Source organism: Pseudolabrys sp. FHR47 (genome assembly GCF_005153485.1).
Taxonomy (GTDB): domain Bacteria; phylum Pseudomonadota; class Alphaproteobacteria; order Rhizobiales; family Xanthobacteraceae; genus Pseudolabrys.
Genome location: NZ_CP039740.1, coordinates 3,262,074 through 3,282,274 on the forward strand (window position 1 = coordinate 3,262,074; position 20,201 = coordinate 3,282,274).

25 protein-coding genes are annotated in these 20,201 nt (G+C 65.2%); 4 read left to right on the plus strand and 21 right to left on the minus strand.

Features of this window, described 5'->3' with window-relative positions; all coding sequences use genetic code 11:
* Positions 1 to 151 precede the first annotated feature (151 nt).
* The 21 genes from E8Q40_RS15905 to E8Q40_RS16005 form a co-directional block, all read right to left on the minus strand.
* Positions 152 to 1,573, minus strand: coding sequence for a hypothetical protein (locus E8Q40_RS15905; protein WP_137045461.1), 1,422 nt, complete (start codon positions 1,571 to 1,573; stop codon positions 152 to 154).
* A 135-nt stretch (positions 1,574 to 1,708) separates the two neighbouring features.
* Positions 1,709 to 2,200 (minus strand): RT0821/Lpp0805 family surface protein, encoded by a 492-nt coding sequence (locus E8Q40_RS15910; RefSeq protein ID WP_137045462.1) that lies wholly within the window; start codon positions 2,198 to 2,200, stop codon positions 1,709 to 1,711.
* Between the two features lie 113 nt (positions 2,201 to 2,313).
* On the minus strand, positions 2,314 to 3,675 hold the full coding sequence (locus tag E8Q40_RS15915) for a sensor histidine kinase (protein ID WP_137045463.1): 1,362 nt from the start codon (positions 3,673 to 3,675) through the stop codon (positions 2,314 to 2,316).
* A 5-nt stretch (positions 3,676 to 3,680) separates the two neighbouring features.
* Positions 3,681 to 4,346 (minus strand): response regulator transcription factor, encoded by a 666-nt coding sequence (locus tag E8Q40_RS15920; RefSeq protein WP_137045464.1) that lies wholly within the window; start codon positions 4,344 to 4,346, stop codon positions 3,681 to 3,683.
* 112 nt (positions 4,347 to 4,458) lie between these two features.
* Positions 4,459 to 4,785 carry a PepSY domain-containing protein gene (locus E8Q40_RS15925; RefSeq protein ID WP_137045465.1) on the minus strand — a complete coding sequence of 109 codons (327 nt, stop codon included), beginning with the start codon at positions 4,783 to 4,785 and terminating at the stop codon, positions 4,459 to 4,461.
* Between the two features lie 59 nt (positions 4,786 to 4,844).
* Positions 4,845 to 5,528, minus strand: coding sequence for a nitroreductase (locus tag E8Q40_RS15930; RefSeq protein WP_137045466.1), 684 nt, complete (start codon positions 5,526 to 5,528; stop codon positions 4,845 to 4,847).
* 29 nt (positions 5,529 to 5,557) lie between these two features.
* Positions 5,558 to 5,962, minus strand: coding sequence for a hypothetical protein (locus E8Q40_RS15935; RefSeq protein WP_137045467.1), 405 nt, complete (start codon positions 5,960 to 5,962; stop codon positions 5,558 to 5,560).
* A 4-nt stretch (positions 5,963 to 5,966) separates the two neighbouring features.
* Positions 5,967 to 6,194, minus strand: coding sequence for a hypothetical protein (locus E8Q40_RS15940; protein WP_137045468.1), 228 nt, complete (start codon positions 6,192 to 6,194; stop codon positions 5,967 to 5,969).
* Position 6,195: 1 nt separating this feature from the next.
* Positions 6,196 to 6,822: a glycoside hydrolase family 108 protein gene (locus E8Q40_RS15945; RefSeq protein WP_137045469.1), complete on the minus strand. Its 627-nt coding sequence runs from the start codon at positions 6,820 to 6,822 to the stop codon at positions 6,196 to 6,198.
* Between the two features lie 35 nt (positions 6,823 to 6,857).
* Positions 6,858 to 8,294 carry a DUF2793 domain-containing protein gene (locus E8Q40_RS15950; RefSeq protein WP_137045470.1) on the minus strand — a complete coding sequence of 479 codons (1,437 nt, stop codon included), beginning with the start codon at positions 8,292 to 8,294 and terminating at the stop codon, positions 6,858 to 6,860.
* 21 nt (positions 8,295 to 8,315) lie between these two features.
* On the minus strand, positions 8,316 to 12,182 hold the full coding sequence (locus E8Q40_RS15955) for a glycoside hydrolase/phage tail family protein (protein ID WP_137045471.1): 3,867 nt from the start codon (positions 12,180 to 12,182) through the stop codon (positions 8,316 to 8,318).
* A gap of 126 nt (positions 12,183 to 12,308) precedes the next feature.
* Positions 12,309 to 12,737 (minus strand): NlpC/P60 family protein, encoded by a 429-nt coding sequence (locus E8Q40_RS15960; protein ID WP_137045472.1) that lies wholly within the window; start codon positions 12,735 to 12,737, stop codon positions 12,309 to 12,311.
* Positions 12,738 to 12,853: 116 nt separating this feature from the next.
* Positions 12,854 to 13,744 carry a DUF2163 domain-containing protein gene (locus E8Q40_RS15965; protein ID WP_137045473.1) on the minus strand — a complete coding sequence of 297 codons (891 nt, stop codon included), beginning with the start codon at positions 13,742 to 13,744 and terminating at the stop codon, positions 12,854 to 12,856.
* A complete protein-coding gene (locus E8Q40_RS15970; protein ID WP_205995561.1) occupies positions 13,741 to 14,379 on the minus strand; it encodes a DUF2460 domain-containing protein in 639 nt (212 codons plus the stop codon). Before E8Q40_RS15970 ends, E8Q40_RS15965 begins: the two co-directional genes overlap by 4 nt.
* A complete protein-coding gene (locus E8Q40_RS15975) occupies positions 14,379 to 14,942 on the minus strand; it encodes a phage tail tape measure protein (RefSeq protein ID WP_137045475.1) in 564 nt (187 codons plus the stop codon). The genes E8Q40_RS15970 and E8Q40_RS15975 overlap by 1 nt, the downstream gene beginning before the upstream one ends.
* Entirely contained in the window at positions 14,932 to 15,120 is a 189-nt protein-coding gene (locus E8Q40_RS15980) for a rcc01693 family protein (RefSeq protein WP_137045476.1), read from the minus strand. The genes E8Q40_RS15975 and E8Q40_RS15980 overlap by 11 nt, the downstream gene beginning before the upstream one ends.
* Positions 15,117 to 15,431: a gene transfer agent family protein gene (locus E8Q40_RS15985; protein ID WP_137045477.1), complete on the minus strand. Its 315-nt coding sequence runs from the start codon at positions 15,429 to 15,431 to the stop codon at positions 15,117 to 15,119. Before E8Q40_RS15985 ends, E8Q40_RS15980 begins: the two co-directional genes overlap by 4 nt.
* Position 15,432: 1 nt before the next feature.
* Complete coding sequence (locus E8Q40_RS15990) at positions 15,433 to 15,840, minus strand: phage major tail protein, TP901-1 family (protein WP_137045478.1); 408 nt, start codon at positions 15,838 to 15,840, stop codon at positions 15,433 to 15,435.
* A 21-nt stretch (positions 15,841 to 15,861) separates the two neighbouring features.
* Positions 15,862 to 16,272 carry a DUF3168 domain-containing protein gene (locus E8Q40_RS15995; RefSeq protein WP_137045479.1) on the minus strand — a complete coding sequence of 137 codons (411 nt, stop codon included), beginning with the start codon at positions 16,270 to 16,272 and terminating at the stop codon, positions 15,862 to 15,864.
* 16 nt (positions 16,273 to 16,288) lie between these two features.
* Positions 16,289 to 16,615 carry a phage head closure protein gene (locus E8Q40_RS16000; protein WP_137045480.1) on the minus strand — a complete coding sequence of 109 codons (327 nt, stop codon included), beginning with the start codon at positions 16,613 to 16,615 and terminating at the stop codon, positions 16,289 to 16,291.
* On the minus strand, positions 16,612 to 17,178 hold the full coding sequence (locus E8Q40_RS16005; protein ID WP_137045481.1) for a head-tail connector protein: 567 nt from the start codon (positions 17,176 to 17,178) through the stop codon (positions 16,612 to 16,614). The genes E8Q40_RS16000 and E8Q40_RS16005 overlap by 4 nt, the downstream gene beginning before the upstream one ends.
* A gap of 168 nt (positions 17,179 to 17,346) precedes the next feature.
* Between E8Q40_RS16005 and E8Q40_RS16010 the strand changes: the two genes are divergently transcribed.
* From E8Q40_RS16010 to E8Q40_RS16025, 4 genes are all read left to right on the plus strand, one after another.
* Complete coding sequence (locus E8Q40_RS16010) at positions 17,347 to 18,105, plus strand: trypsin-like serine protease (protein WP_168197869.1); 759 nt, start codon at positions 17,347 to 17,349, stop codon at positions 18,103 to 18,105.
* 216 nt (positions 18,106 to 18,321) lie between these two features.
* Positions 18,322 to 18,933 (plus strand): DedA family protein, encoded by a 612-nt coding sequence (locus E8Q40_RS16015; RefSeq protein ID WP_168197870.1) that lies wholly within the window; start codon positions 18,322 to 18,324, stop codon positions 18,931 to 18,933.
* 59 nt (positions 18,934 to 18,992) lie between these two features.
* A complete protein-coding gene (locus E8Q40_RS16020) occupies positions 18,993 to 19,211 on the plus strand; it encodes a hypothetical protein (protein ID WP_137045484.1) in 219 nt (72 codons plus the stop codon).
* A gap of 126 nt (positions 19,212 to 19,337) precedes the next feature.
* On the plus strand, positions 19,338 to 20,177 hold the full coding sequence (locus tag E8Q40_RS16025) for a hypothetical protein (RefSeq protein ID WP_137045485.1): 840 nt from the start codon (positions 19,338 to 19,340) through the stop codon (positions 20,175 to 20,177).
* Positions 20,178 to 20,201: the final 24 nt, after the last annotated feature.

Here is a 20,201-nt window from a genome sequence, read left to right on the forward strand (position 1 = left end):
GGGAAAACGGCGTCGCCGCCCACTCCCTTTACATTAGTATAGGCCAATACATCAGCCGCGATCGTGGCGGCAATGAGCAAAATCAATTGTGGCTGCGGCGAAAAAGCTGCGATTCGGGCCTTGAATCGGCACCCCGCTGCCGGTGCGGCGCTCAGGCGCTCGCGGCCCGCGAGCCCTTGACGCCCTCGGCGGCGGCCGCCGCGACCTCGGCGGCCCGGGCGAACTGAACGGCGTAGTCCTTGCCGAACACCAGGGCGCAGAGCCGCACCGCGACGTCGACCTGCGACTTGCGGAAGGGCCGCTCCGCGGGCCCGGACTGACGCAGCGCATCGATCAGGCTGTTCATGTTGTTGTCGAGGAACTGCTGCAGGTCGGAATAGGCCCGCTGCGTCATTTCGTTGATGGCGAGTTCGCCGGCGAAGTGGCGGCAGGTGCCGACGAACGACACCAAGGCTTCGGTCTCGGCCGCATCCTGCTCATCGACGGTGGATTTCGGCGCGATGTTGGCGGCGGAGCGGACGCGCAAGAGCCGGCGCACCCTGCCCGGCATGGATTCGATCTCGGCGCGCAGCGTTTCGCCAATCTGGCCGCGCAACCCGGACAAGGTGCGGCCCCAGGTGGAGTCGACCGGCAGGTCGAGCTCGGTGCGCAGGCCGCGGGCGGAATCGTGGATGGTTTTGAGCAGCGCGCCGGTGGCGACGCCGCGTCCGCTACGCAGATCGTCGCGCAATTCGAGCACCTGCCGCTCGAGCTCGGACAACACGATACTCACCGATACGCCATAGGGCGTTTCGGCGACGCGCGCGGCGGTGTCGCTGCCGGCGGCCTTGACGCCGAAGCGGATGAGTTGCCACGGCGCCGCCAGCCGGCTGCGCACGGTGAGCAACGAATAGAGGAAAAGATCGGTGCCCGGCGCGCCGGTCTTTTCGATCAGCGCCTTGTATTCATCGAGCGTCTTGCTGGAGAGATTGCCAACCTGTACCGGCAGGCGCGCCTGCATGGCATTGAGGCCGTCACGCGCCCTCAGGACGCATTTCAGCGTCTGCGCGTCTTCCTCGGCGCGCTGCGTGCCGATCTGTCCAAGCATGCGCCGGCGCGCCTGCTCGTCGGCGGCGGCCGACCGCATGCTGTCGTTCAGTGCGACGGCAACGCGGTCCTGCAGCGTGCGGATGAGATATTGCGCCTTTTCATCGTCGCCGGCCTGCAGCGCGGTGTTGACGAGATCGTCCATCTCCGCGGTGTCGCGCGGCAAGAGATCGCGGCCGATCCACGTCCACAACGGCTCAAGCGAGGCGCGCGCGATGCGGCCCGGATGACGGTGCTGGCCGAGATCGTCGACGAGAAACGGCTCGAGCGGCTTGAAGAACATGCGCGCGGTGTGACCGATGCGTGGCGGCCCGGCCTGCTGCTCGCGCGCGATACGGCGCAGTTCCTGCAGCACGATTTCGGCGGCGCCGAGATCCTCGCCGCGCAGCAGACTGCGTTCGAACTCGCCGAGCAGCAGAGCACGCGCCTGCGGCGCGAGCGCACGCAGATAGTTCTGGAGTCGTTCAATCGTGTCGGCGCCCGCCATCGCCGGCTTTGCCCACCATGGTCGCTAAGCGGCTGTGATAGCGCGCGGGCCGTTAAGAACCGCTTAAGCATGTCGCGGCAAAGCGACGTTTCGGGGCTCAAACGCCCCGAAACGCCGGAGTTGCGCCGCGTCGGCTCAGGTCAGCGGTGTCCAGGTGCCATCCGGATTGCGGCAAGCGGTACCGCGCGCGGTCTGGGGCTGACCGCCGACATAGATGGTGTGGGTGTAGGAACGGCAGTTCCTGCCACGCTCGACATAGGCCGGTCCGGGCACGACCGTGCCGTAACGGCCCGAGTCCGGGTTCTTCCAGGTCACCGGCGCACCCGATGGGCCCCGCTCCAGCGCGTCCATCTGCGCGGCATAGGCCCGCTCGCGGTCCCGCTCGTCGAGGGACTGGCCGATCTGGTTGCCGATCAGGCCGCCCAGCACGCCGCCGATGGCCGCGCCGGCCAGACGGCTACCGGTGCCGCCGCCCGCGACCGCCGCGCCCAGAAGCGCGCCGCCACCGGCACCGAGCAAAGTGCCGCTTTGCTCACGCGGTCCGGGACCCGAACCGTCGGGGTTGCCCGCGCAGGCGGCGAGCGACAGGCCGACAGCGGCGATGGCAAGAAACTTGGTTGCGGACATGGGAACCCCCGGATGGCAGTGGAGAGGAAGCAGACGATCGCGCGCCTGTCTGGAACTTATAACGGTATCGAAAGGCAACAAATGGGGCGAAAGTCCGGCGCCCACAGCTGTGATTACCCCGCCGGCAGCGTCAATTCCACCCGCAGGCCCCCGATCGGCGCCGCGCCGAGCGTCAGTTCGCCGCCGTAGAGCCCGGCAAGTTCGACCACGATCGACAGACCGAGGCCGGAGCCCGGCTTGGTCTCGTCGAGCCGACGTCCGCGGCGGGCGACCTGCTCGCGTTCGGCCGGGGTCAGCCCGGGACCATCGTCATCGACGACGATGCGCACTACCTGTCCGTCGCCGGCACCATCGCGCAGCACCTCGATGACGACGCGCGAGGCCGCCCATTTGCAGGCGTTGTCGATCAGGTTGCCGAGCATCTCCTCAAGATCGGCGCGCTCGCCGCGAAAGCGGACGGCGTCAGCCGCCCTGACCTCGATAGCGATCGTGCGACCGCGATGGATCTTCTCCATGGTGCGCGCCAGCGCCTCGACCACCGGCACCACCTCGGTCACCGAGCCGACCACCGTTACGCGCGCCGCGATCCGTGCGCGCTCAAGATGCCGCGCCACCTGGTCGCGCATGATCGCGGCCTGCTCCTCGACCTTCTCGGCAAGCGGATCGCCCGGCCGTGCCGCCGCTTCGTTGACCATCACCGACAGCGGCGTCTTCAAGGCATGCGCCAGATTGCCGACATGGGTGCGCGCGCGCTCGACGATGCCCTTGTTGGCCTCGATCAGCGCATTGGTCTCGCGCGCCAGCGGCGCAATCTCGACCGGGAAATCGCCGGCAAGACGCTCAGCATTGCCGGAGCGGATCGCGGCGAGGCTGTTGGTGATGCGCTTGAGCGGTGCGAGACCGAAACGCACCTGGAACATCGTGGTCAGCAGCAGCACCGCAGCAAGGATCGCGAAGGTGATGAGCAGCGCCCTGTCGAAGGCACGAACTTCATCGGCTATTTCGGCTGCGTCGCCGGCTACCGCGACCAGGTACTGGCCTTCCTCGCCAAGATCGATGTTGCGCTCGACCAGCCGCAAAGTCTGGGCTTCCGGGCCAGTGACATAGCCTTGCCGCGAGCCGTCCGGACCGGCGGCAACGCCCATATCGGCCAGATGCGGCAGGCCGCCGTCCCACAGCGACCGCGATGCGCGCGGCTCCGGCTTGGCGCCACCGAGTTTGGTGACTTGCCAGTACCAGCCCGACAGCGGCAATTCGAACAAGGGCTCCCCCAGCGCCTGCGGAAAGCGGTCGTCTTCGGGCGCGGCGACATCGGCCACCAGCGTGCGCAAATAAACGCCAAGCCTGCGATCGAACGACCGCTCCACCGTCTGCCGGTAGAGCGATGACAGAACGATGCCCGTCACCAGCAGAATCGCCACCGTCCAGGCCGAGGCCGACAGGAACAGCCGCAGCGCGAGAGAATTGAGGCGCATCGAACTTAGCTGTCCGGCGGCGCGAGCATGTAGCCCAAGCCCCGCACGGTCTGGATGATATCGATGCCGAGCTTCCTGCGGATGCGGCCGACGAACACCTCGATCGTGTTGGAGTCGCGATCGAAATCCTGATCGTAAAGATGCTCGACGAGTTCGGTGCGCGAGACGACGCGGCCGTTGTGGTGCATCAGATAAGCGAGCAGCCGGTATTCGTGGCTGGTCAGCTTCACCGGATTGCCGTTGACGGTGACGCGGCCATTGCGCGTGTCGAGCCGCACCGGCCCGCACTCGAATTCGCTTTTGGCATGGCCCGTCGAGCGGCGCAGCAGCGCACGCAGCCGCGCCAGCACTTCCTCGAGATGAAACGGCTTGGCAACATAATCGTCGGCGCCGGCGTCGAAGCCCTGCACCTTGTCGCTCCAGCGGTCGCGCGCGGTGAGCATCAGGACCGGCATGGTGCGGCCATTGCGGCGCCAGGACTCGAGCACGGAGATGCCGTCCATCTTTGGCAGGCCGATGTCGAGCACCACCGCGTCATAGGGTTCGGTGTCGCCGAGAAACAGGCCTTCTTCGCCATCGAAGGCGCGGTCGACCACATAGCCGGCATCGGTCAGCGCGCCGGTCAGCTGGCGGTTGAGATCGGGATCGTCCTCGACGACGAGGAGGCGCAAGGCAAATGTCTCCGCACGATTCGCTTCAATTCGGCGATCCTAGCCGAAATCGGACGGCGACGATCTCGGCGGAAATTATGCCTTTTTCACGGTGGGGAGAGGCCGACGGGGACTAAAGCCCCGAGATCGGCTGGCCGCTGCCGGCATCGAGCACGGCGCGGGTCACCTTGCCACTGCGGCCAAGCAGGGTCAGTTCATAGACGAGCCTGTCGTCCTGCCGGCACAGCTCGGCACGGACCACCTCGCCGCGGCGACCGCGCTCGTGCAGCGCCTTGATGGCAGCGGCGAGCGGAATGGCCTTGCGCTCGGCAATGGCGTCGCGTTGCTCCGCCCTGGTCAGGCACGCGCGCGGCGAGCGGTCGGCGCCGAGCGAAGCCTCACCGGGGACAATGAGGCAGCCGAGCAGAATTAACGTGGTGGTTACGCGGGAAACCGGCATGAGGCGGGAATAACAGCGCGCCGGTGAACGCTCGCTGAACGGCTTTTTTGTGCGGGCCGTTAGCTCTCGAAGCCTTCGAACGAGGCGAAGTCCTCGAGCGACGCGCGGGGCGCGCGCCATTGGTTGATCGGCGCGGCCGGATCTTCATAACCCAGGGCCATACCGGAATAGATCATGAGATGGTCGGGCAGTTCGAGAAAAGCCCGCACGGTCTTGTGGAATGACACCCAGGCCTGTTGCGGACAGGTGTGAAGGCCATGTCCGCGCGCCAGGAGCGCCACCGTCTGCAGATAGCCGCCGATGTCGGCCCATTGCGCCGCGCCATGCTCCTTCTCGCGCGCGAAGAACAACGCCACCGGCGCGCCGAAGAATTCGTAATTACGGGCATATTGCCGATAACGCGCCGGCTTGTCCTCGCGTGGCACGCCGATCGCCTCGTAAAGCAGCTCGCCGACCTTGAAGCTGCGCACGCGATAGGGCTCCGCCATCGGTTGCGGATAGATGACGTATTCGACGCCCTCGCCTTTCGGCAATTCGCTCGCCATGCGCGGCCGCAGCAGGCTCTTGAGTTCTTCGACGCGCTTCCCCGCCAGCGCATAGACGCACCACGGCTGCATGTTGCCCGCCGACGGCGCGCGCGCCGCGCGCTCAACGATGTCGCGGACGATTCTCTCCGGCACCGGCTTGTCGAGAAAGGCACGGCAAGAGTAGCGCGATGAGACGGCGTCGAAGATGTCGGTCATGCAAAGGCTCCGCGAATGACGCGCGGACCTTACCGCCTCGCCAAAATCCTCGCCACCTTCTCGAGACTGCGTCCGCCGAAATAAGCTGTCAGCACGATCATGGCCCATTGCGCGACGTCACCGGACAAGGCGTCGGTGGTGCCAAGGCCCATGACCTTGTCCCAGACCACCACCTTCCAAACGTAAATAATGAATGCGCCAGCGAACAGCGGTCGCGGCAGCGCCGTGTACCAGCGGCCCTGCTCCGACACGATGAGCTGGGTGGCCAGTTCGCGCTCACGCGCCTCGACATCGAGCGCACGGGCGGCCAGATCGGCGGCGATCTTCTCGGAGGCATTCGCAGCATCAAGCTTGGCGCGATAGGCATCGACCGCTGCCTTGGCAAATGGCCCGCCGAGGAGATTGCCGAGCCAGGAGAGGATGGTGGCGATCATCGCGTCAGTCCCTGTTGAGCGTGCGTCGCCGCGCCAACTCTGTGACAAGGCCGATCGCAATGACAAAATAAGGGATGTAGCGGGGCTGCAGCGCCGACTGAATGGCCTGGGAGACCACCGGATCCTGCAGCGCCGATTCAATCGCAACCATGACGAGCCCGGCACAGGTGACGAACCGCGCCCACAGGATGGTCACCGAATGCCGGAACCAGTCTTTCACCTTGTCCCACATGTCATGATCTCCTCGACATCGCGTTCAGCATTGAAACGAAGGCATGAAAAAGCCCGCGCGTGGCGGGCTGTTCATTCGCAGTGGTAGCGACCGGCGGCGGTGCCGTAGCCTGCTGCGCCATCGCAAGCGCCGCCGCCCTCACCTCGGCGACGCGGCGGCCCCAGCCCTTGCCGAACACCGGCCAGGTCTTCAGCGACTTGAGGAAACGTAACCGCTCGTCGCAGATCGCCACGACCAGCGCCGCGGCATCCGCGCGGCGCGCCGCGGCGATCACCTCATCAGTCACCTTGTGCGTCGTATCCGGCAGCTTGAGGAGCCGCCGCAGCACCTTACCGCTACGGCCGATGCCGGAGTTTACGCCGTAATCGAACACGGCATAATCGACGCCGGCCGGCAATTCATCGCAGCGCTGCGCGTCCCAATAGCGCGCGCGATAGATCGTCTTCGCTTCGGCAACCGTCATGGCCTTGACATCGGCCGCCGCCGCATCCGGCTTCACATACTTGCGATAGTCGGCGATCGTGATGCCGAACTTGGTGGGACCACCCGGATCGGACGGATGATTGCTGTAGCCGCCTTCATGCGCGAGCAGACGCGCCAGCGCGGCATCGTAAGACGATGCGGTCATGGTTATCTCCGATATGTGCGAAAGAGGTCCGGCTGCTAGCTGTATTGCCCGCCGCTCGCGGTGCTGCCGCTCGAATTGCCCGGCAGATAGGTCGCGCCGGCGCCGAGGACGAGAATGCAACCATTGACGTTGGCGCTGTAGCGCGAACCGGTCACCGTGTAGCTGCCTGCGTATGTATTGGAGTTCAGTTGCGCGATCCCGCAATTATAAGCGGTGACGTAAGTGAAGCTCAACGTACCGCTGATCGTAATGATGAGCCCGGCCGCGAAAACAAAGCCGCCGTCGCGGCACTGGATATGATAGGCAGCGCTCCCGGTGATGCTGTAGGCCGCATTGATCAGGACGCGCGCCTGCTGCTGACAGTAAATGTGATTGGAAGTGGTTGCGCCGAACTCGACCGCGCCGTTGATCGTCACCGTCGCACCGGCGGATGCGTTGAGGCCATTGTCGCTCGAGACAAACTTGACGCCTTTGACGAGCAGGCCCGCATTGTTCTGCACCGTAATCTGCGAGGAGATGACGTAAGAGCCCGGCGCGCCGGTATCGCCCTGCAACTGGACGAACGATCCCGGCCCTCCGACAAAGGGAGCGCTCACCACAAATCCGGCATAGGTGCCGGCCGCACCCAGTTGGATGGTGACGCCGAAGACGGACAGATCGAGCCCGGCAACGACGCTGACCGCCTTGGCAATGGTCTTGAAGGCGCCGTCGGCCGAATTGCTCAGGCCATTGTTGGTATCGGCGCCGTCGCCGCGCACATAATAAGTACGGTTGGCGGTCAGCAGTTCGCGACCGCCGGCGATCGTTGTATTGGGAAACGTCACCGCGCCCGTGGCCCGGTCAATGACGATGCCCTCGTGCCAGGCCGAGCCGTCCGGCGACACCTTGAAATGAAAATCGTCGTCGCCGGTCAGGCCGATCTCGGCGCGGCCGGAATAGTTGTCCTGAAACAGAAACGACAACGTTTTGACGGCGCTCTCCTTGCTGAGCTTGGTGCGCAGATGACCATCGCCGCCTTCGGCCACCGTCTTCGCCGTGAACAAGACATTGTTGAGTTTGGCGCTGAACGGATTGGTGGCGTCCGCCGTGGTGCCGACACCGAGCAGAGTCATATTGTTGAGCGAGGTCAACGCGGCGATGGCATCGACCCAGGCGCTGCCGTTCCACGCCAGCAGCGCGCCCTCGTCGATCACATAAGCCAGCCAGCCGACACGCGGCGCGCTGATCTGCCAGACACCGTCCTGCCAGGCCGCGATCTCGTTGACACGTCCCGCCCAGACTCCCGTCGCGCCGGACTTGACGATGTAACGGTCGCCCTCCACGGGCGAACCCGGCGGCGCCGTGAGATCGCGGTCCTTGACCGCGAGCTGCACCAGAGTGTCGAGGATACGCAGCGCCTCGTTATGCGTGACATGCTTCTGCGCCTGGCTGCCTTCGATGCAAGGCAGGCCGAGATTGGCCGTGTCGGTCATTGTCCATCCGTTTGTGAGAAGTCAGACCCGGAAGGTCGCTTGCGCCGTGAATCCGCGCCCAACCGTCGCCGACAGTTGCGCGATACGGACGGTGAGGCTGGTTTGCGCCGCGCCGAAATCGGCGATCTCGTCGGCCGCGGCATAGAACAGCGACGGTGTCGCCGCTGTCAGCGTGCGCTTCACCGTGCTGCCCGACATGATGTCGATCTCATAAGCTTCGCTGTCCTCGCCAAGCGGCACCTCGCCGCTCCAGCTATCGCCCTCGGTGCGCGTGCGGCGGATCCAGCGCAAGGTCACGCCGGCAGCATCGCGCGCGGCGCGCAGATGCACCGGCGCCAACGGCTTGAGCGCGGTCGACTGCGGCGTCACGTCGAGCGCCAGTGCGGCGGCGTCGGCGGTGTCACGGCCGGCGGCAACAACACGCAACTGCATCGTGCGGTCGCGCGCGTCGCTGCCGCTGGCGATGGTGACCACACGGCCGTCGAGCAGCACGAAAGGCGCGCCCGCCGCCAGCAACGGCGCCATCGCCCATTCGCTGCCGGCCTGGCCGCGCAGCAGTTTCGAAAGCCTATAGGTGCGCTCGCCGATCAGTTCGGCTTCGGCAAACTGGATCACTTCCCAAACGCCATCGGCATTGCGCAGCGCCGCCGCATTGGCGCCATTGAGAACAGCGAGATCGGACGCCGACGACAGCGCGCCGCCATAGATCCTCACCCGCACATCGGTGCGATGCCAGCGTGCCGTCGGTCCGACGACAAGATCATCGAGCGTCTCGCCAATGACACAGGGCGCGGTGGCGAGCGCGGCACGCGTAAAGCTGGCCCCATCGCGCGAGGCCCACACCGCCACCGCCCCCGGCCACGGATCGGCGAACACCGCGAGTCGCGACAACGCCACAAGCGTCTCGGAATTCAGGTTCGGCAGATCGAGCGCAATGGCATGCGGTGGCCCGACCGGCGCCGGGACCGTCACCAGTTGCCGCCCTGGCGGCGACAGCGCCATATTGAAGACCTCGGGATCGATCGAGCGCGCGGTGATCGCGCGCGACTCGGCGTCGGCGATTTCCTCGATCTCGATCAGCCGCCGCCGTCCGTTCACCGTGATGGCCGCGACATCGCCCGGCGTCAGCACGAGCCGACTCGGCGGTAGCGCGAAGCTCGCACGCTCGCGCGTTGCCCACAGATCCTGCAGCCAGATATTGGCGCGCCGCTCGACCTGTTCGCCGCGCCACACCATCGCCAGTTCGGCGCTGGCGTTGCGCGTCGAGGCGCCGACCAGACGGCGCGACATTGCGGTGGCGCGCTGATAGTCGGTGCCGATCTCCGTGAATGCGAGCGACACCTGCCGCGGCAGATCGCTATCCTGCGCCCGCGTTAGTCGCACCGGCGCCGCATCGTCCGGCAACACCAGGTCGTCTTCGGTAAGCTCAGCCACAGGCACGCCGCCGCGCTGACGAAAGCGCAACACGCCATCCTGCTCGACCGCATCGAAGGCGAAAGCCAGTGCCAGCGGATCGAGCATCGCGCGTGGCGTCATCGTCCGATCCACGGCATAGCCCTCCGGCCCCTCGCCGAGATCGCGCGCGTCGACATTGGCGATGCCGCTGTCGGCGCAGAGCGCACTAACCAGCGCATCGAGCGGCGCGCTGCCGAGCCGGCCCGTCAGCCAGTGCCCCGTATTCCAATTGCCGGCATCGCCCCACACGTCGCTCGCCGCCGGAAACACGGGATAAGGCCGCGCGTCCCAGGTCCATAGATAGATCGAGCCCGGCGCGATCATGCGCCCGCCATAAACGCTCGACACCGGATTGAGGCTGGCGTCGCCGAAATCGGGATCGAAGGTCCCGAGCACCGCTTCGAGAAAACGCCGCTGGATCAGGTCGTCACGCTGGCCGTTGGAAAAATATGGCAGCGCGCTTTCCGACGATTTCGGATCCGGAAACACATTCGGCGCGTTGGCACCCTTGTCAACCGCCGGACAGCCAAGCTCGGTGAACCAGATCGGCTTTGATTGCGGCAGCCAGGCGGTCGGCGTCGGCAGTTCGGCGCCGCCGACTCGCTCATGATGAAGTTGCGACCAGAAACTCCAGATGTCCTTCTGGCGGAACATCCACGGCTTGCCGAGTCCATCGGTGATGGCGCTGCGCTCCTGCGCGAGGCGCGCCGCATCGTCGACATAGTACCAGTCATAGGCCTCGCCGCTCTTCAGCCCGTCGGCAAGATAATCAACGCGATACGGACTGTCGGTAAGTTCGCGGTCGAGCGCATCAGCCTCATCGCGCCAGTCGGCCAGCGGCGCGTAATAGTCGATGCCGACGCAATCGATGTTGGGCGACGCCCATAGTGCGTCGAGCGGAAAGCGCACCTCGCTCGCTCCAGCATCCACGACATGCGCGCCATATTCGGTCCAGTCGGCGCCGTAGGTGATCCTGGTGCTACCGCCGACAATGGCGCGCACCTCGGCGGCGAGTGCGACCAACGCGTTCACCGCCGGATAGACGCCGGACGCTGAACGCACGCGCGTCAGCGCCTTCAATTCCGAGCCGATTAGAAAAGCATCGACGCCGCCCGCCTCCTGCGCCAGCGCGGCGTAGTGCAGGATCATGGCGCGATAATTCCAGCCATCCGGCCCACCGCTGAAGAAAGCATTGACCTGGTCCGCCGCCGTCGCGGTGCCGTCCGGCGAACCGGCGACACCCGGCGCCGGCTCGCAAGTGATGCGCCCGCGCCACGGATAAAGCGGCTGCGAGCCCGCGCCGCTATAGGGATCGGTGCGCGTATTGCCGGCCGCAATATCCATCATCACGAAGGGATAGAGCGTCACCTTCAGCCCGCGCGCTTTGAGATGCGCGATCAGGTCGCGCACGCTCTGGTCCGACGGCGTGCCGCCATAGGCCGCGCGGCCGTCGTGCTGCGAGACGACATAGGCCGACGCACGATCGACGCCAGCAACGACCCAGGTCTGAATCGCATGCGTCACACCGTCGGTCTGCTTCACCGCATTGTCGATGCCCGGCCTGATGCGGCATGTGCCGCAGCGCAGGTCGTCGCCGAACCAGGCAACGACAATGGCGACGCTCTCCAGGTTCGGCGCCACCGCTTGCAACTCGTCGAGCGAGGCGACGATATCGGACGGCGCGAAGCTCACATGCCGGTTTTCGGCCGCGAACGTTCCCGGCCCCATCACCTGCACCACGGTCGACGGTGCATAACCGAACTCGGTCGAGCCCGGAATAAGCGTCACCGCACGCGTCATGGTCTCGAGCTTGCCGATGGCGCGCACCACCTCGAACGTCAATTGCGGGATGCGGTTACCGAAATCCTCGAGCGGCAGCCGTTCGAACACGACATAAGCAAGCCCGCGATAGGCCGGCGCCTGCCCTTCCTTGGCGACGATCAGCGGGTCCGGCGTTTGCGTCTCGTCGCCGCGATAAACGCGCATCGTCAGTCCGGACAGATCGAGCGGCTTGCCGTCGGCCCAGACACGGCGCACCGCGCTGATCTTTCCTTCGCACAGGCCGAGCGCGATATTGGCGTAATAGGAATAAGTCGTCGTGTTGGTGGTGGTGCGCGAGCCGCCCATGCCTTTGCCGCCGCCGGTGGTCTGGCTCTCCGTGGTCACGACCTCTTCGAGATTGGTCGCCCAGATCATCTGCCCTGCGAGGCGCGCGCGGCCATAGACGCGCGGGATCGACGCGCCGTCGGTCGAGGCCATCACCTCGAGATCGGACAGCCGCGGCCCGGTGACATTGCGCTCGCGCCCGCCGAACAAAGCCTGGTCGATGGCATTGCCGGCGAGTGCGCCGACCAGGCGCCCGGCAATGGCGCCTGCCGACCCGAACACGCGGCCGACCGTCGAGCCCGCGGCTGAGAGTAATAATGCAGCCATGATTTCCCCACCGTCGTCCCGGCCAAGGCGCGAAGCGCCGCGAGCCGGGACCCATAGCCACCGCCTTGTCGATAAGGCACGGCGTATGGGTCCCCGCTTTCGCGGGGACGACAAAGCTATTTGTCTCTAACTCACCCCCGGAAACCGGAAGGCATAGGCGATACGGCGGCGCCACCACGGCGCCAGCGCGACTTCCGCGACGCAGGCGCCATCATGCGCATGCACCATGAGATCGCGCGCGGTTACGATCGCCATATGCTTGGCGGCAAGGTTGTCGCGCCAACGGAACAACAGCACATCGCCTTCGGCGAATTGATCGCAAGCGATGGGCGAGAGATGCCGCGCCGCAGCCTCGGCCAAAGGCTCGCCGCGCGCGGCTTCGGCCCAGTCCGGTGCGTAAGGCGGCGCGCGTTCCGGCTCGATGCCGATGACATTGCGCCATACGCCGCGCACCAGCCCCAGACAATCGCAGCCGATGCCCTTGAGCGATGCCTGATGCCGGTACGGCGTGCCGATCCACGACCGCGCTTCGGCGATGATATCTTCGCGTGTCATGTTAATATTTCCCGGTCATTCCGGGGCGGCGCGCAGCGCCGAACCCGGAATCCAGATGCGATCTCATGCGGCGCTGGATTCCGGGTTCGCGCCTTCGGCGCGCCCCGGAATGACGGCTAGGACTGCAAACTGCTGCCATCATTCCCCGGTTCGCCCGCCACCGGATAGCGCAGCACGAAATCGTTGCCGGGAATGTGCGGGAAGCCGCGGAAGTTGACGATGTTGTTGAAGCGGTCGTGACATGTCGCGAAGCGCTTGTCGCAGCCGGCCGTCACGGTGAACGTATCGCCCGCCCCGATCGGCTGCGGCATGGCCTGCCACAGGTCGAAGCGGACATCGCCGCCATTGCGATGCGCCTTCACTTCCATCGACAGCCCGGCATTGGCTCCGCCGGTGAAGGTGAGCTTGCCCGCGGTGAACCAGCCGTCGGCATAGGCGTCGAGCCCGCCGGCCGTGAAGCTCGACGTCGCCGTCACAACAAGCACGACACCCGCGCCCTTGCACGCCGGTGCGTTGAGATCGATTTTGCATCGGGCGTCGCCGAGATCGGCCGCGCAGCTCGAGGTGTAAAGCCGCCCGCTCTCCTCGCCGAGCGCCTGGCTCAATCCGCGCACCTCGGCGACAAAGGCCGTACCGTCGCGTTGCACTTCGCCGAGCGTGCCCTTGGCGATCATGACGTGCAACGTGGGCTCGCTCCAGTCGGTGAGCCAGAGCTCGACATCTGCTGCGTCATAGAGGCCGGCGGCGAGATCGTCCTCGTTGAGCGTGTCGGCGCTCAGCGCGCCCGAAAGCTCGGACGAGTCGACGGCAAGGCCCTGCTTTTGCGCCACCTCGCTGCCGGTCAAGCCGATGCCGGCGCGACAGGTCGTGCCGGCGACGACGACATCCTCGTCGTGATCGGTGAAGCCCTGCACCACGCCGTCGCGCCGGGTGACGATCCAGCAGCGGCATAGCGTGGTGACGCCGGAGTCGAGCTTCTCCTGCAAGGCGGTGGGGACGGTTCTCATGGTTTGATCTCCACCAGCGGGATCTTCGGGATCGTTCCCGCCGCGAAAGCCGACAGATCGACCTCGAGATAATCGGTGTCGAAGCGCACCGGCACATCGAACAGGAAGCCCGCCGTCACCGCCTGTCCGTTCGCCGGGATATGCCCGGCGAGAAACGTGACGATTCCCGTTGCCGTATCGAGCGTGAACGCCGAACCGGCCACCTCGACACCTGCCACCGCGACACGCAACGATCCCGCCACCGGCTTCTCGATGCGTCTTTGATACGGCGCGTGAACGCCACCATAGGTTTTCGTGAGCGCGAAGCTTGCGGTCTCGCCATCGCCCATGCCAATCACCTGGTCGAGCGCCGTCACGCTGGCGCCGGGCGCTGCGGAAGAATGATCGAGCCGGTCGCGCCAACGAAAGCCGTGCAGCCGCCCGCGCCGCTCCTCGAAGAACTCGATCACCTGCGACAGCGCCTGATGCGTCTTGACGCCATAGCCGGCGTCGTAACGGCGGCGCGAATGCGCCCAGCGCGCGTTGCGCTCCTCGCGGCCCGAGCCAAGCGTCACCACATCGGTGCGGCGCTCGGGCCCGCCGGAGCTCTTGAGCGCGATGTCGAGCGGAAACAGCACCTCGTGAAATGCCGTCATCACAAGTTCCTCTGCCCACGCGACACCGCGCGCGCGATCTGTCCAGTGAGGTAAGCCTCCGAACGGCGGAAGCTGCCGGCGTCCGGCGTCGCGATCTGCACCGTGATATTGGCGGCCGCGCCAGTGCCGCTGGCAATGCCGAGCCGTCCATCGGGTCCGCGCGACAAAGGCATGATCGCTTCCGGGCCGGCTTCGCCCGCGAGACCAAGTCCGCCGCTCATCGGAAAGTAGCTGGGGGCGCCGATCACGCCGCCGGTGGCAAACGGCGTAATGCTCAGCGCCCCGCCGGTACTCTGCTCGACGCTGCCGGAAATCCCCTGCGTCACCGACTTGAACGCACTCTGCACCGCCAGCTTCGACAGGCTGAGCGCCACGTTCTTCAACACGTCGTCGAACTGCTTGCCGCCGGTCACCGCCTGGGAGAAAGCGCGCGTGATCAACGTCGAGAATTGGCCGATGCTGACGCCGAGCGCATTGGTGCTGCCGGTCGTCTTGTCGATCGTGCCCTGCAGATCGCCTTCCACCAGGCTGGTGCTGTCGCTGAAACCGTAACTATCGCTCATCGGGGTATCTCTTCATCAATGCGGCAAAGCCGTCGCGATCCAGCGGCGCGCGGCGGCCGGTCACGGCCTCGATGGCGTAAGCCAGCTCGCGCGGCGTCATGCGCCAGAACTGATCCGGCGGCAGCTTGAGTACACCGAGGCCGAAACCGATCGCCTCGCGCCAGGGAAAGGGGGTCATGCGTCGTCGCCGAACGTCGCTTGAATGAGTGCCGCCGCGATGCGCACATAACCCTGCGCACCGCCATCGACGACAAGCCCTGCAACTTCGTCGTCCGTGATCGCCTCGCCGGCGCCGCGCAAACCGGCGCCGATGATGCGCGTCAGATCCAGCGCCTTCAGCCGCCCGGTGCCAATACGTTCGGTGAGCGCGACCAGATCGTCGGCGCCGAAAGCGCTCTCCAGTTCAGCCAGCGCACCGAGCGTCAGTACGAGCGTACGTTTGACGCCGCCCAGCTCGGCTTCGATTTCGCCGCGACGTTTGTTCGCCATATCACGCCGCCACAAACGTCACTTCGCCGGCCGACTCCATGGCGACGTCGTAGGTTACTTCGCCATTGTGCTCGCCGGCGAATTCGAGGCTGACGATCTGGAACGGCCCCTGCACCGTGCCGAAATCGGGAATGACGACCTGGTAATTCTTCACCGCGCCGTCGAAGAAGGTCTGGCGCATCAACGCGTCGGTCGCGGCATCCTTGAACAGGCCACGGCCCGACAGCGAGGCGCGCTTGACGCCCGCGCCGTCGAGCAATTCGCGCCAGCGGTTGGCGCTCTCGGCATGGGTGATGTCGACGGTCTCGGCGTTGAAGGCGAGCCGCCGCGTGCGCAGGCCGGCCACGGTGGAGTAGCCCTCGCCGTCGGCGATCTTGATCAGCAGGTCCTTGCCTTTCTGGGCGGTCATCTTCTCTTCCTCATTTTGAAATCACACCGGCTCGGTCACCGCACGGAAGCGCACCAGCGCGTGATAGGTGCGCCCGTCGGCCTCGCGCCGCACATCGGCGACGGCGAAGCGCAAGTTCACCAGGCGATGATCGCTGAGCGACAGCGGCGCATCGTCGAGCGCCTGCAAGAGCGCGCCGGCAATGACATGCGCCTCCTTGTGACCACCCTGGCGCGACCAGGCATGCAATGTCAGCGTATGCTCGGCGCCCTCGCCGTCGCCGGTCGAGAAGTCGGCGATGCGCGCTTCGCCGAGCGTCACGTAGGGAAAGGCCGCGGCGCGCGGCGGTTCGTCGTAGACTTTCGGGCCGCCAAGCGCGGCGAGCAGCGCGCCGTCGGCAACCAGCGCATCACGCACCGCCGCGCGCAGTGCCACGGAAGCAGGCGTTGTCATCTCACTATTCCTGGTTTCAGTCTTGCCGCTCTTCGGCGTCGATCTCGAGAAAGCGGCGGCGGCCGCTCTCGCGCACCGCGACGATGCGGTAGATATGCGCGCCATCGACAAGGCGATGCCGCGTCGTCACATCGCCGCGAAAGCGGATGACGATACGCAGGCGTAACGCCGCCCCCAGCCGCTCGGCCTCGCTGTCGCCGCGCGCCGACAGCGGCGTGACACGGGCCCATAAGGTCGTCACCGCGACGTAGTCGCGGATGACGCCGCCCATGCCGTCGTCGGTCTCGCTCGGTTCCTGCAGGACGAGCCGACGGTCGAGCGCCCCGATGTCGATGGCGCTCATAGCGACAGCACCCGGTACGGCGCGATCAGCGATGCCACCGTCACCGGCAGTGCGGATACGGTGTCCGGCAGAAACAGCCCGCGATTTTCGTACCAATGCGCGGTGAGCAGTCGCACCGCGTGCCTCAGCGGCGCCGGCACATCGCTTGCCGCCTCGCCATAGCCGGCGGTCACATCGAGCTCGATGCCGGCCACGCTTCGGCCTGGCTGCGCCAGCGCCCAGGGCGCGAAGATGAGCTGCGAGCCGGCCTTGTCGACGACGAAGCTCTGTAGATCCGGCGTCGCCGCCGCGCCGTGATCGTCATAAACGCGCACGGCATCGAGTGCGGCGAGCGGCGCCGGCAACACCTTGAGCCGCCCGTCGGAGGGCCAGGCGTCCAGCACCAGCCGCCACTGTTGCGTGACGAGCGCGCGCCGCGTTTGTGCCTCGACGTGAATGCGGGCCGAGGCGATCAGCGCGCCGATCACGTCGTCATCGTCGCTATGTTCGATGCGCAGGAAGGCCTTGGCCTCGGCAAGCGACAGCGGCTCGGCCGCTGGCGCGGTAAGGAGAATGGAGGGCATGGAGTGTCTCCGCATTAAACCACCTCATGGTGAGGAGCCGCCTGAAACGCGGCGTCTCGAACCATGCGGTGCCCGGGCCTCGATCCTTCGAGATGGCCGCTTCGCGACCTCCTCAGGATGAGGGGAAAGGTTGACAAGTCGCGGCACTCAAGGCTCATGCCTGTCCACATGCGCCTTGCATTTCTTCTGTCCGTCGCATTCGCGACACCGGCCTTCGCCATCAGCGGCAACGCACCACCGGCCTCTAGCTTTGCCGCGACCTCCATCGTGATGCTGGTGGACAGCCACGGCGGCCTCTGCACCGGCACGGCGATCGCGCGCGATCTCATCCTGACCGCGGCGCATTGCGTGGCGCGGCCGGCGACCTATCGCGTTCGCCTCACCAAGGAGAGCGGCCCCATCGAGGTCACGACCACACGCCGCCACCCGGGCTTCAACATGACGAACTATGTGGCGAACCGCGCCACCGCCGATGTCGCGCTGGTGAAACTCAAGACGCCCCTGCCCGCGTCGGTCGTTCCCGCATCGCTTGGCGGCACGCGCCGCGTCGCCGTCGGCGAGATCATGATCGTCGCCGGCTTCGGCGCGACGCGCGACAACAACGAGCAAGGCGCGGGCGAGCCGCGCATGGCGCCGCTCGTCGTCACCGGCAAGCCCGGCAGTTTGCAAATTCGTTTGCAGGATCCGGACACGCGCAACGAGCGCGCCGGCCTTGGCAGTTGCACCGGCGATTCCGGCGGCCCCGCTTTCGGCCGCAAGGGCGAGAACGGCGGCGAAGTGATGGGCGTGGTCAGCTGGTCCACCGCGCCGAAGAACGAAGCCGGCTGCGGCGGCCTCACCGGCCTGACGCCGCTGCTCAACTACCGCGCCTGGATCGTCGACACCGCCAAGGCACTCGGCTCGCCGCTCTCTTCACCTCTCCCATAGGGAGAGGTCGACCGCCGCAGGCGGTCGGGTGAGGGGTTATTGCATTACGAGACTCACTTGCCCCCTCACCCCAACCCTCTCCCCCAAGGGGAGAGGGAGCGGGCCCAGTTTGCCGCACGTCATTTGGTTACAGTCGCCGTCACAAAGACATTACGCCGCAGTATCGCGCCGTCCGGCGCGCGGCTAGGGTGCGCGCCTCAATCGGAACCTGCGCCCTTGATCCCGACCGACCTCACCTCGTTTCTCGATCTCATCCGCCAGCACGGCGATGCGGCCTACACCTTCCTGTTCGCTTACGCCGCCTCGCACAGCCTGCTGTTCGGCCTGTTCGCCGGTTACGCGGCCTTCGCGGGCGCGCTCAAGGTTTCGACGCTCATTGTCGTGTTCTGGATCGGCAGCTTCCTCGGCGATGTGGTGCGCTTTTATCTCGGCCGCCGCTATGGCCCGCGCCTGTTCAGGTCGTGGCCGCGCCTCGCGAAGCTGGTCAACATCGCCGCCCGCCTCACCGACAAGCACGCGGTGCTGATGGTGTTGTTCCATCGCTATCCGCACGGCATCCGCGGCGTCGCCGCTTTCGCCTATGGCCTGTCGAACCTCACCTGGCCGACCTTCCTGGTGCTCAACTTTATCGCCGCCGGCCTGTGGAGCGTGGCCATGGTCGCGGTCGGCTATGCCTTCGGCTCCGTATCGGAAAAGCTGATGAACGATGCCTCGTCGGGTTTCGGCGTGGTCACGCTCATCATCTTCCTCGGCCTGTCCTGGATCCTCAGCAAGAAGCTCGAGAATGTGGTCGAGGACAGCGCGCAGCCGGACGCTGGCAAGAAGTAACACTTCATTAACCATGCGTGCTAGCGCCCGCTTAACGCGGCGCGCCTAGCGTGCCCGGCATGAGTTCCATCGGCATTTCCAGTTCGATCTCCGGCCTGATGGCCGCTTCGCAGACGATGCAGGCGTCGATGGTCAAAATGGCCAATGCCAGCGAAGGCGGCGACATGGCCGCCGCGCTAGCCGACATGATCACGTCGCAGGTCTCCTTCGCCGCCAATGCGCAGACGCTGAAGGCGCAGAGCGATGGGCTGGGGCAATTGCTCGACGTGATGGCGTAAGCCTACCAACCGCACCTCAAAAAATCTTTGGAGGAAGCTAGCCCAGCGCATCGGACAACCTTGCGTTGCGCACCTGCAACATTATGCTCGCGGTGCCCGAGTTAACCTAAAGCGGTTTTTACAACGATGAGCCCTCCCAAAAAACTTTGCTTCGTGGTCGGCCCAATTGGCCGGGTTGGCACTCCGGAACGCATTCATGCCGACTGGCTGAACGAAGGAATTATAAAGCCACTTTTTAAGGAGCACTTCGAGTCGTTCTCAACAGTCCGTGCCGATGAAATATCGGTGCCCGGCATGATAGATGCGCAAGTTATAAATCACCTTTTCGATGCAGAATTGGTGATCTCGGATATGAGCTTTCGAAACGCCAATGCCTTTTACGAGATGGGAATTAGACACGCTGTCCAGAAGCCGATTATCCATATGTACAAATCGGGAGAAGAAATCCCATTCGACGTTCAGCCATATCGCGCAATCGAATTTGCACTCACCCACCCCTCAGATCTAGTGCGAGCGAAAGAAGCATTGAGAGTTGCCATCGAGCGCGCATTGGACGCCGCCTACAAACCAGACAATCCGGTAATTCGCGCGCGAGGATTTGCTGAACTTGAGAAAACCGCAACTCCACCAGAGAAGGCGCTCCTCGATAGACTTTCTCTTATAGAAACAAGGTTGAGCAGCCTTGCTACTAAATCGACCAGAGCTCCAAGACGCGCACCGAAAAATTATGACCAAATTTTTTGGATCTATGGCACAGAAAAGATCACAAGCGAACAGTTCAATGAATTCGTGAACGTAGCACTAGATTTCATGTCACCAAAAAGCATCCAGTTGAGCCAATCAGACGGCACCATTGAGATCGAACTGGACGTCGAAAAAAAAGAAGCCATCATGTCACTCCTAAACCACACGATGCCAGAAAAATTACCTTGGTTCAAAGAAGCTTCAGATAGCATCCCATTTTAAATATCGAAATTGTCGGGACAGACA

Coding starts and splice junctions, on each gene's coding strand:
- E8Q40_RS15970 (WP_205995561.1), bottom strand. CDS start 14,379: ATGACGGCATTTCACGAGGTGCTGTTTCCGCTCGACATCGCGCTCAAG.
- E8Q40_RS16000 (WP_137045480.1), bottom strand. CDS start 16,615: ATGAGCGCCATCGACATCGGGGCGCTCGACCGTCGGCTCGTCCTGCAG.
- E8Q40_RS15965 (WP_137045473.1), bottom strand. CDS start 13,744: ATGAGAACCGTCCCCACCGCCTTGCAGGAGAAGCTCGACTCCGGCGTC.
- E8Q40_RS15905 (WP_137045461.1), bottom strand. CDS start 1,573: ATGGCGGGCGCCGACACGATTGAACGACTCCAGAACTATCTGCGTGCG.
- E8Q40_RS15915 (WP_137045463.1), bottom strand. CDS start 3,675: ATGCGCCTCAATTCTCTCGCGCTGCGGCTGTTCCTGTCGGCCTCGGCC.
- E8Q40_RS16010 (WP_168197869.1), top strand. CDS start 17,347: ATGCGCCTTGCATTTCTTCTGTCCGTCGCATTCGCGACACCGGCCTTC.
- E8Q40_RS15925 (WP_137045465.1), bottom strand. CDS start 4,785: ATGCCGGTTTCCCGCGTAACCACCACGTTAATTCTGCTCGGCTGCCTC.
- E8Q40_RS15975 (WP_137045475.1), bottom strand. CDS start 14,942: ATGAGCGATAGTTACGGTTTCAGCGACAGCACCAGCCTGGTGGAAGGC.
- E8Q40_RS15930 (WP_137045466.1), bottom strand. CDS start 5,528: ATGACCGACATCTTCGACGCCGTCTCATCGCGCTACTCTTGCCGTGCC.
- E8Q40_RS15935 (WP_137045467.1), bottom strand. CDS start 5,962: ATGATCGCCACCATCCTCTCCTGGCTCGGCAATCTCCTCGGCGGGCCA.
- E8Q40_RS15980 (WP_137045476.1), bottom strand. CDS start 15,120: ATGACCCCCTTTCCCTGGCGCGAGGCGATCGGTTTCGGCCTCGGTGTA.
- E8Q40_RS16020 (WP_137045484.1), top strand. CDS start 18,993: ATGAGTTCCATCGGCATTTCCAGTTCGATCTCCGGCCTGATGGCCGCT.
- E8Q40_RS15945 (WP_137045469.1), bottom strand. CDS start 6,822: ATGACCGCATCGTCTTACGATGCCGCGCTGGCGCGTCTGCTCGCGCAT.
- E8Q40_RS15990 (WP_137045478.1), bottom strand. CDS start 15,840: ATGACCGCCCAGAAAGGCAAGGACCTGCTGATCAAGATCGCCGACGGC.
- E8Q40_RS15960 (WP_137045472.1), bottom strand. CDS start 12,737: ATGACACGCGAAGATATCATCGCCGAAGCGCGGTCGTGGATCGGCACG.
- E8Q40_RS15995 (WP_137045479.1), bottom strand. CDS start 16,272: ATGACAACGCCTGCTTCCGTGGCACTGCGCGCGGCGGTGCGTGATGCG.
- E8Q40_RS15985 (WP_137045477.1), bottom strand. CDS start 15,431: ATGGCGAACAAACGTCGCGGCGAAATCGAAGCCGAGCTGGGCGGCGTC.
- E8Q40_RS15910 (WP_137045462.1), bottom strand. CDS start 2,200: ATGTCCGCAACCAAGTTTCTTGCCATCGCCGCTGTCGGCCTGTCGCTC.
- E8Q40_RS15950 (WP_137045470.1), bottom strand. CDS start 8,294: ATGACCGACACGGCCAATCTCGGCCTGCCTTGCATCGAAGGCAGCCAG.
- E8Q40_RS15940 (WP_137045468.1), bottom strand. CDS start 6,194: ATGTGGGACAAGGTGAAAGACTGGTTCCGGCATTCGGTGACCATCCTG.
- E8Q40_RS15955 (WP_137045471.1), bottom strand. CDS start 12,182: ATGGCTGCATTATTACTCTCAGCCGCGGGCTCGACGGTCGGCCGCGTG.
- E8Q40_RS16025 (WP_137045485.1), top strand. CDS start 19,338: ATGAGCCCTCCCAAAAAACTTTGCTTCGTGGTCGGCCCAATTGGCCGG.
- E8Q40_RS16005 (WP_137045481.1), bottom strand. CDS start 17,178: ATGCCCTCCATTCTCCTTACCGCGCCAGCGGCCGAGCCGCTGTCGCTT.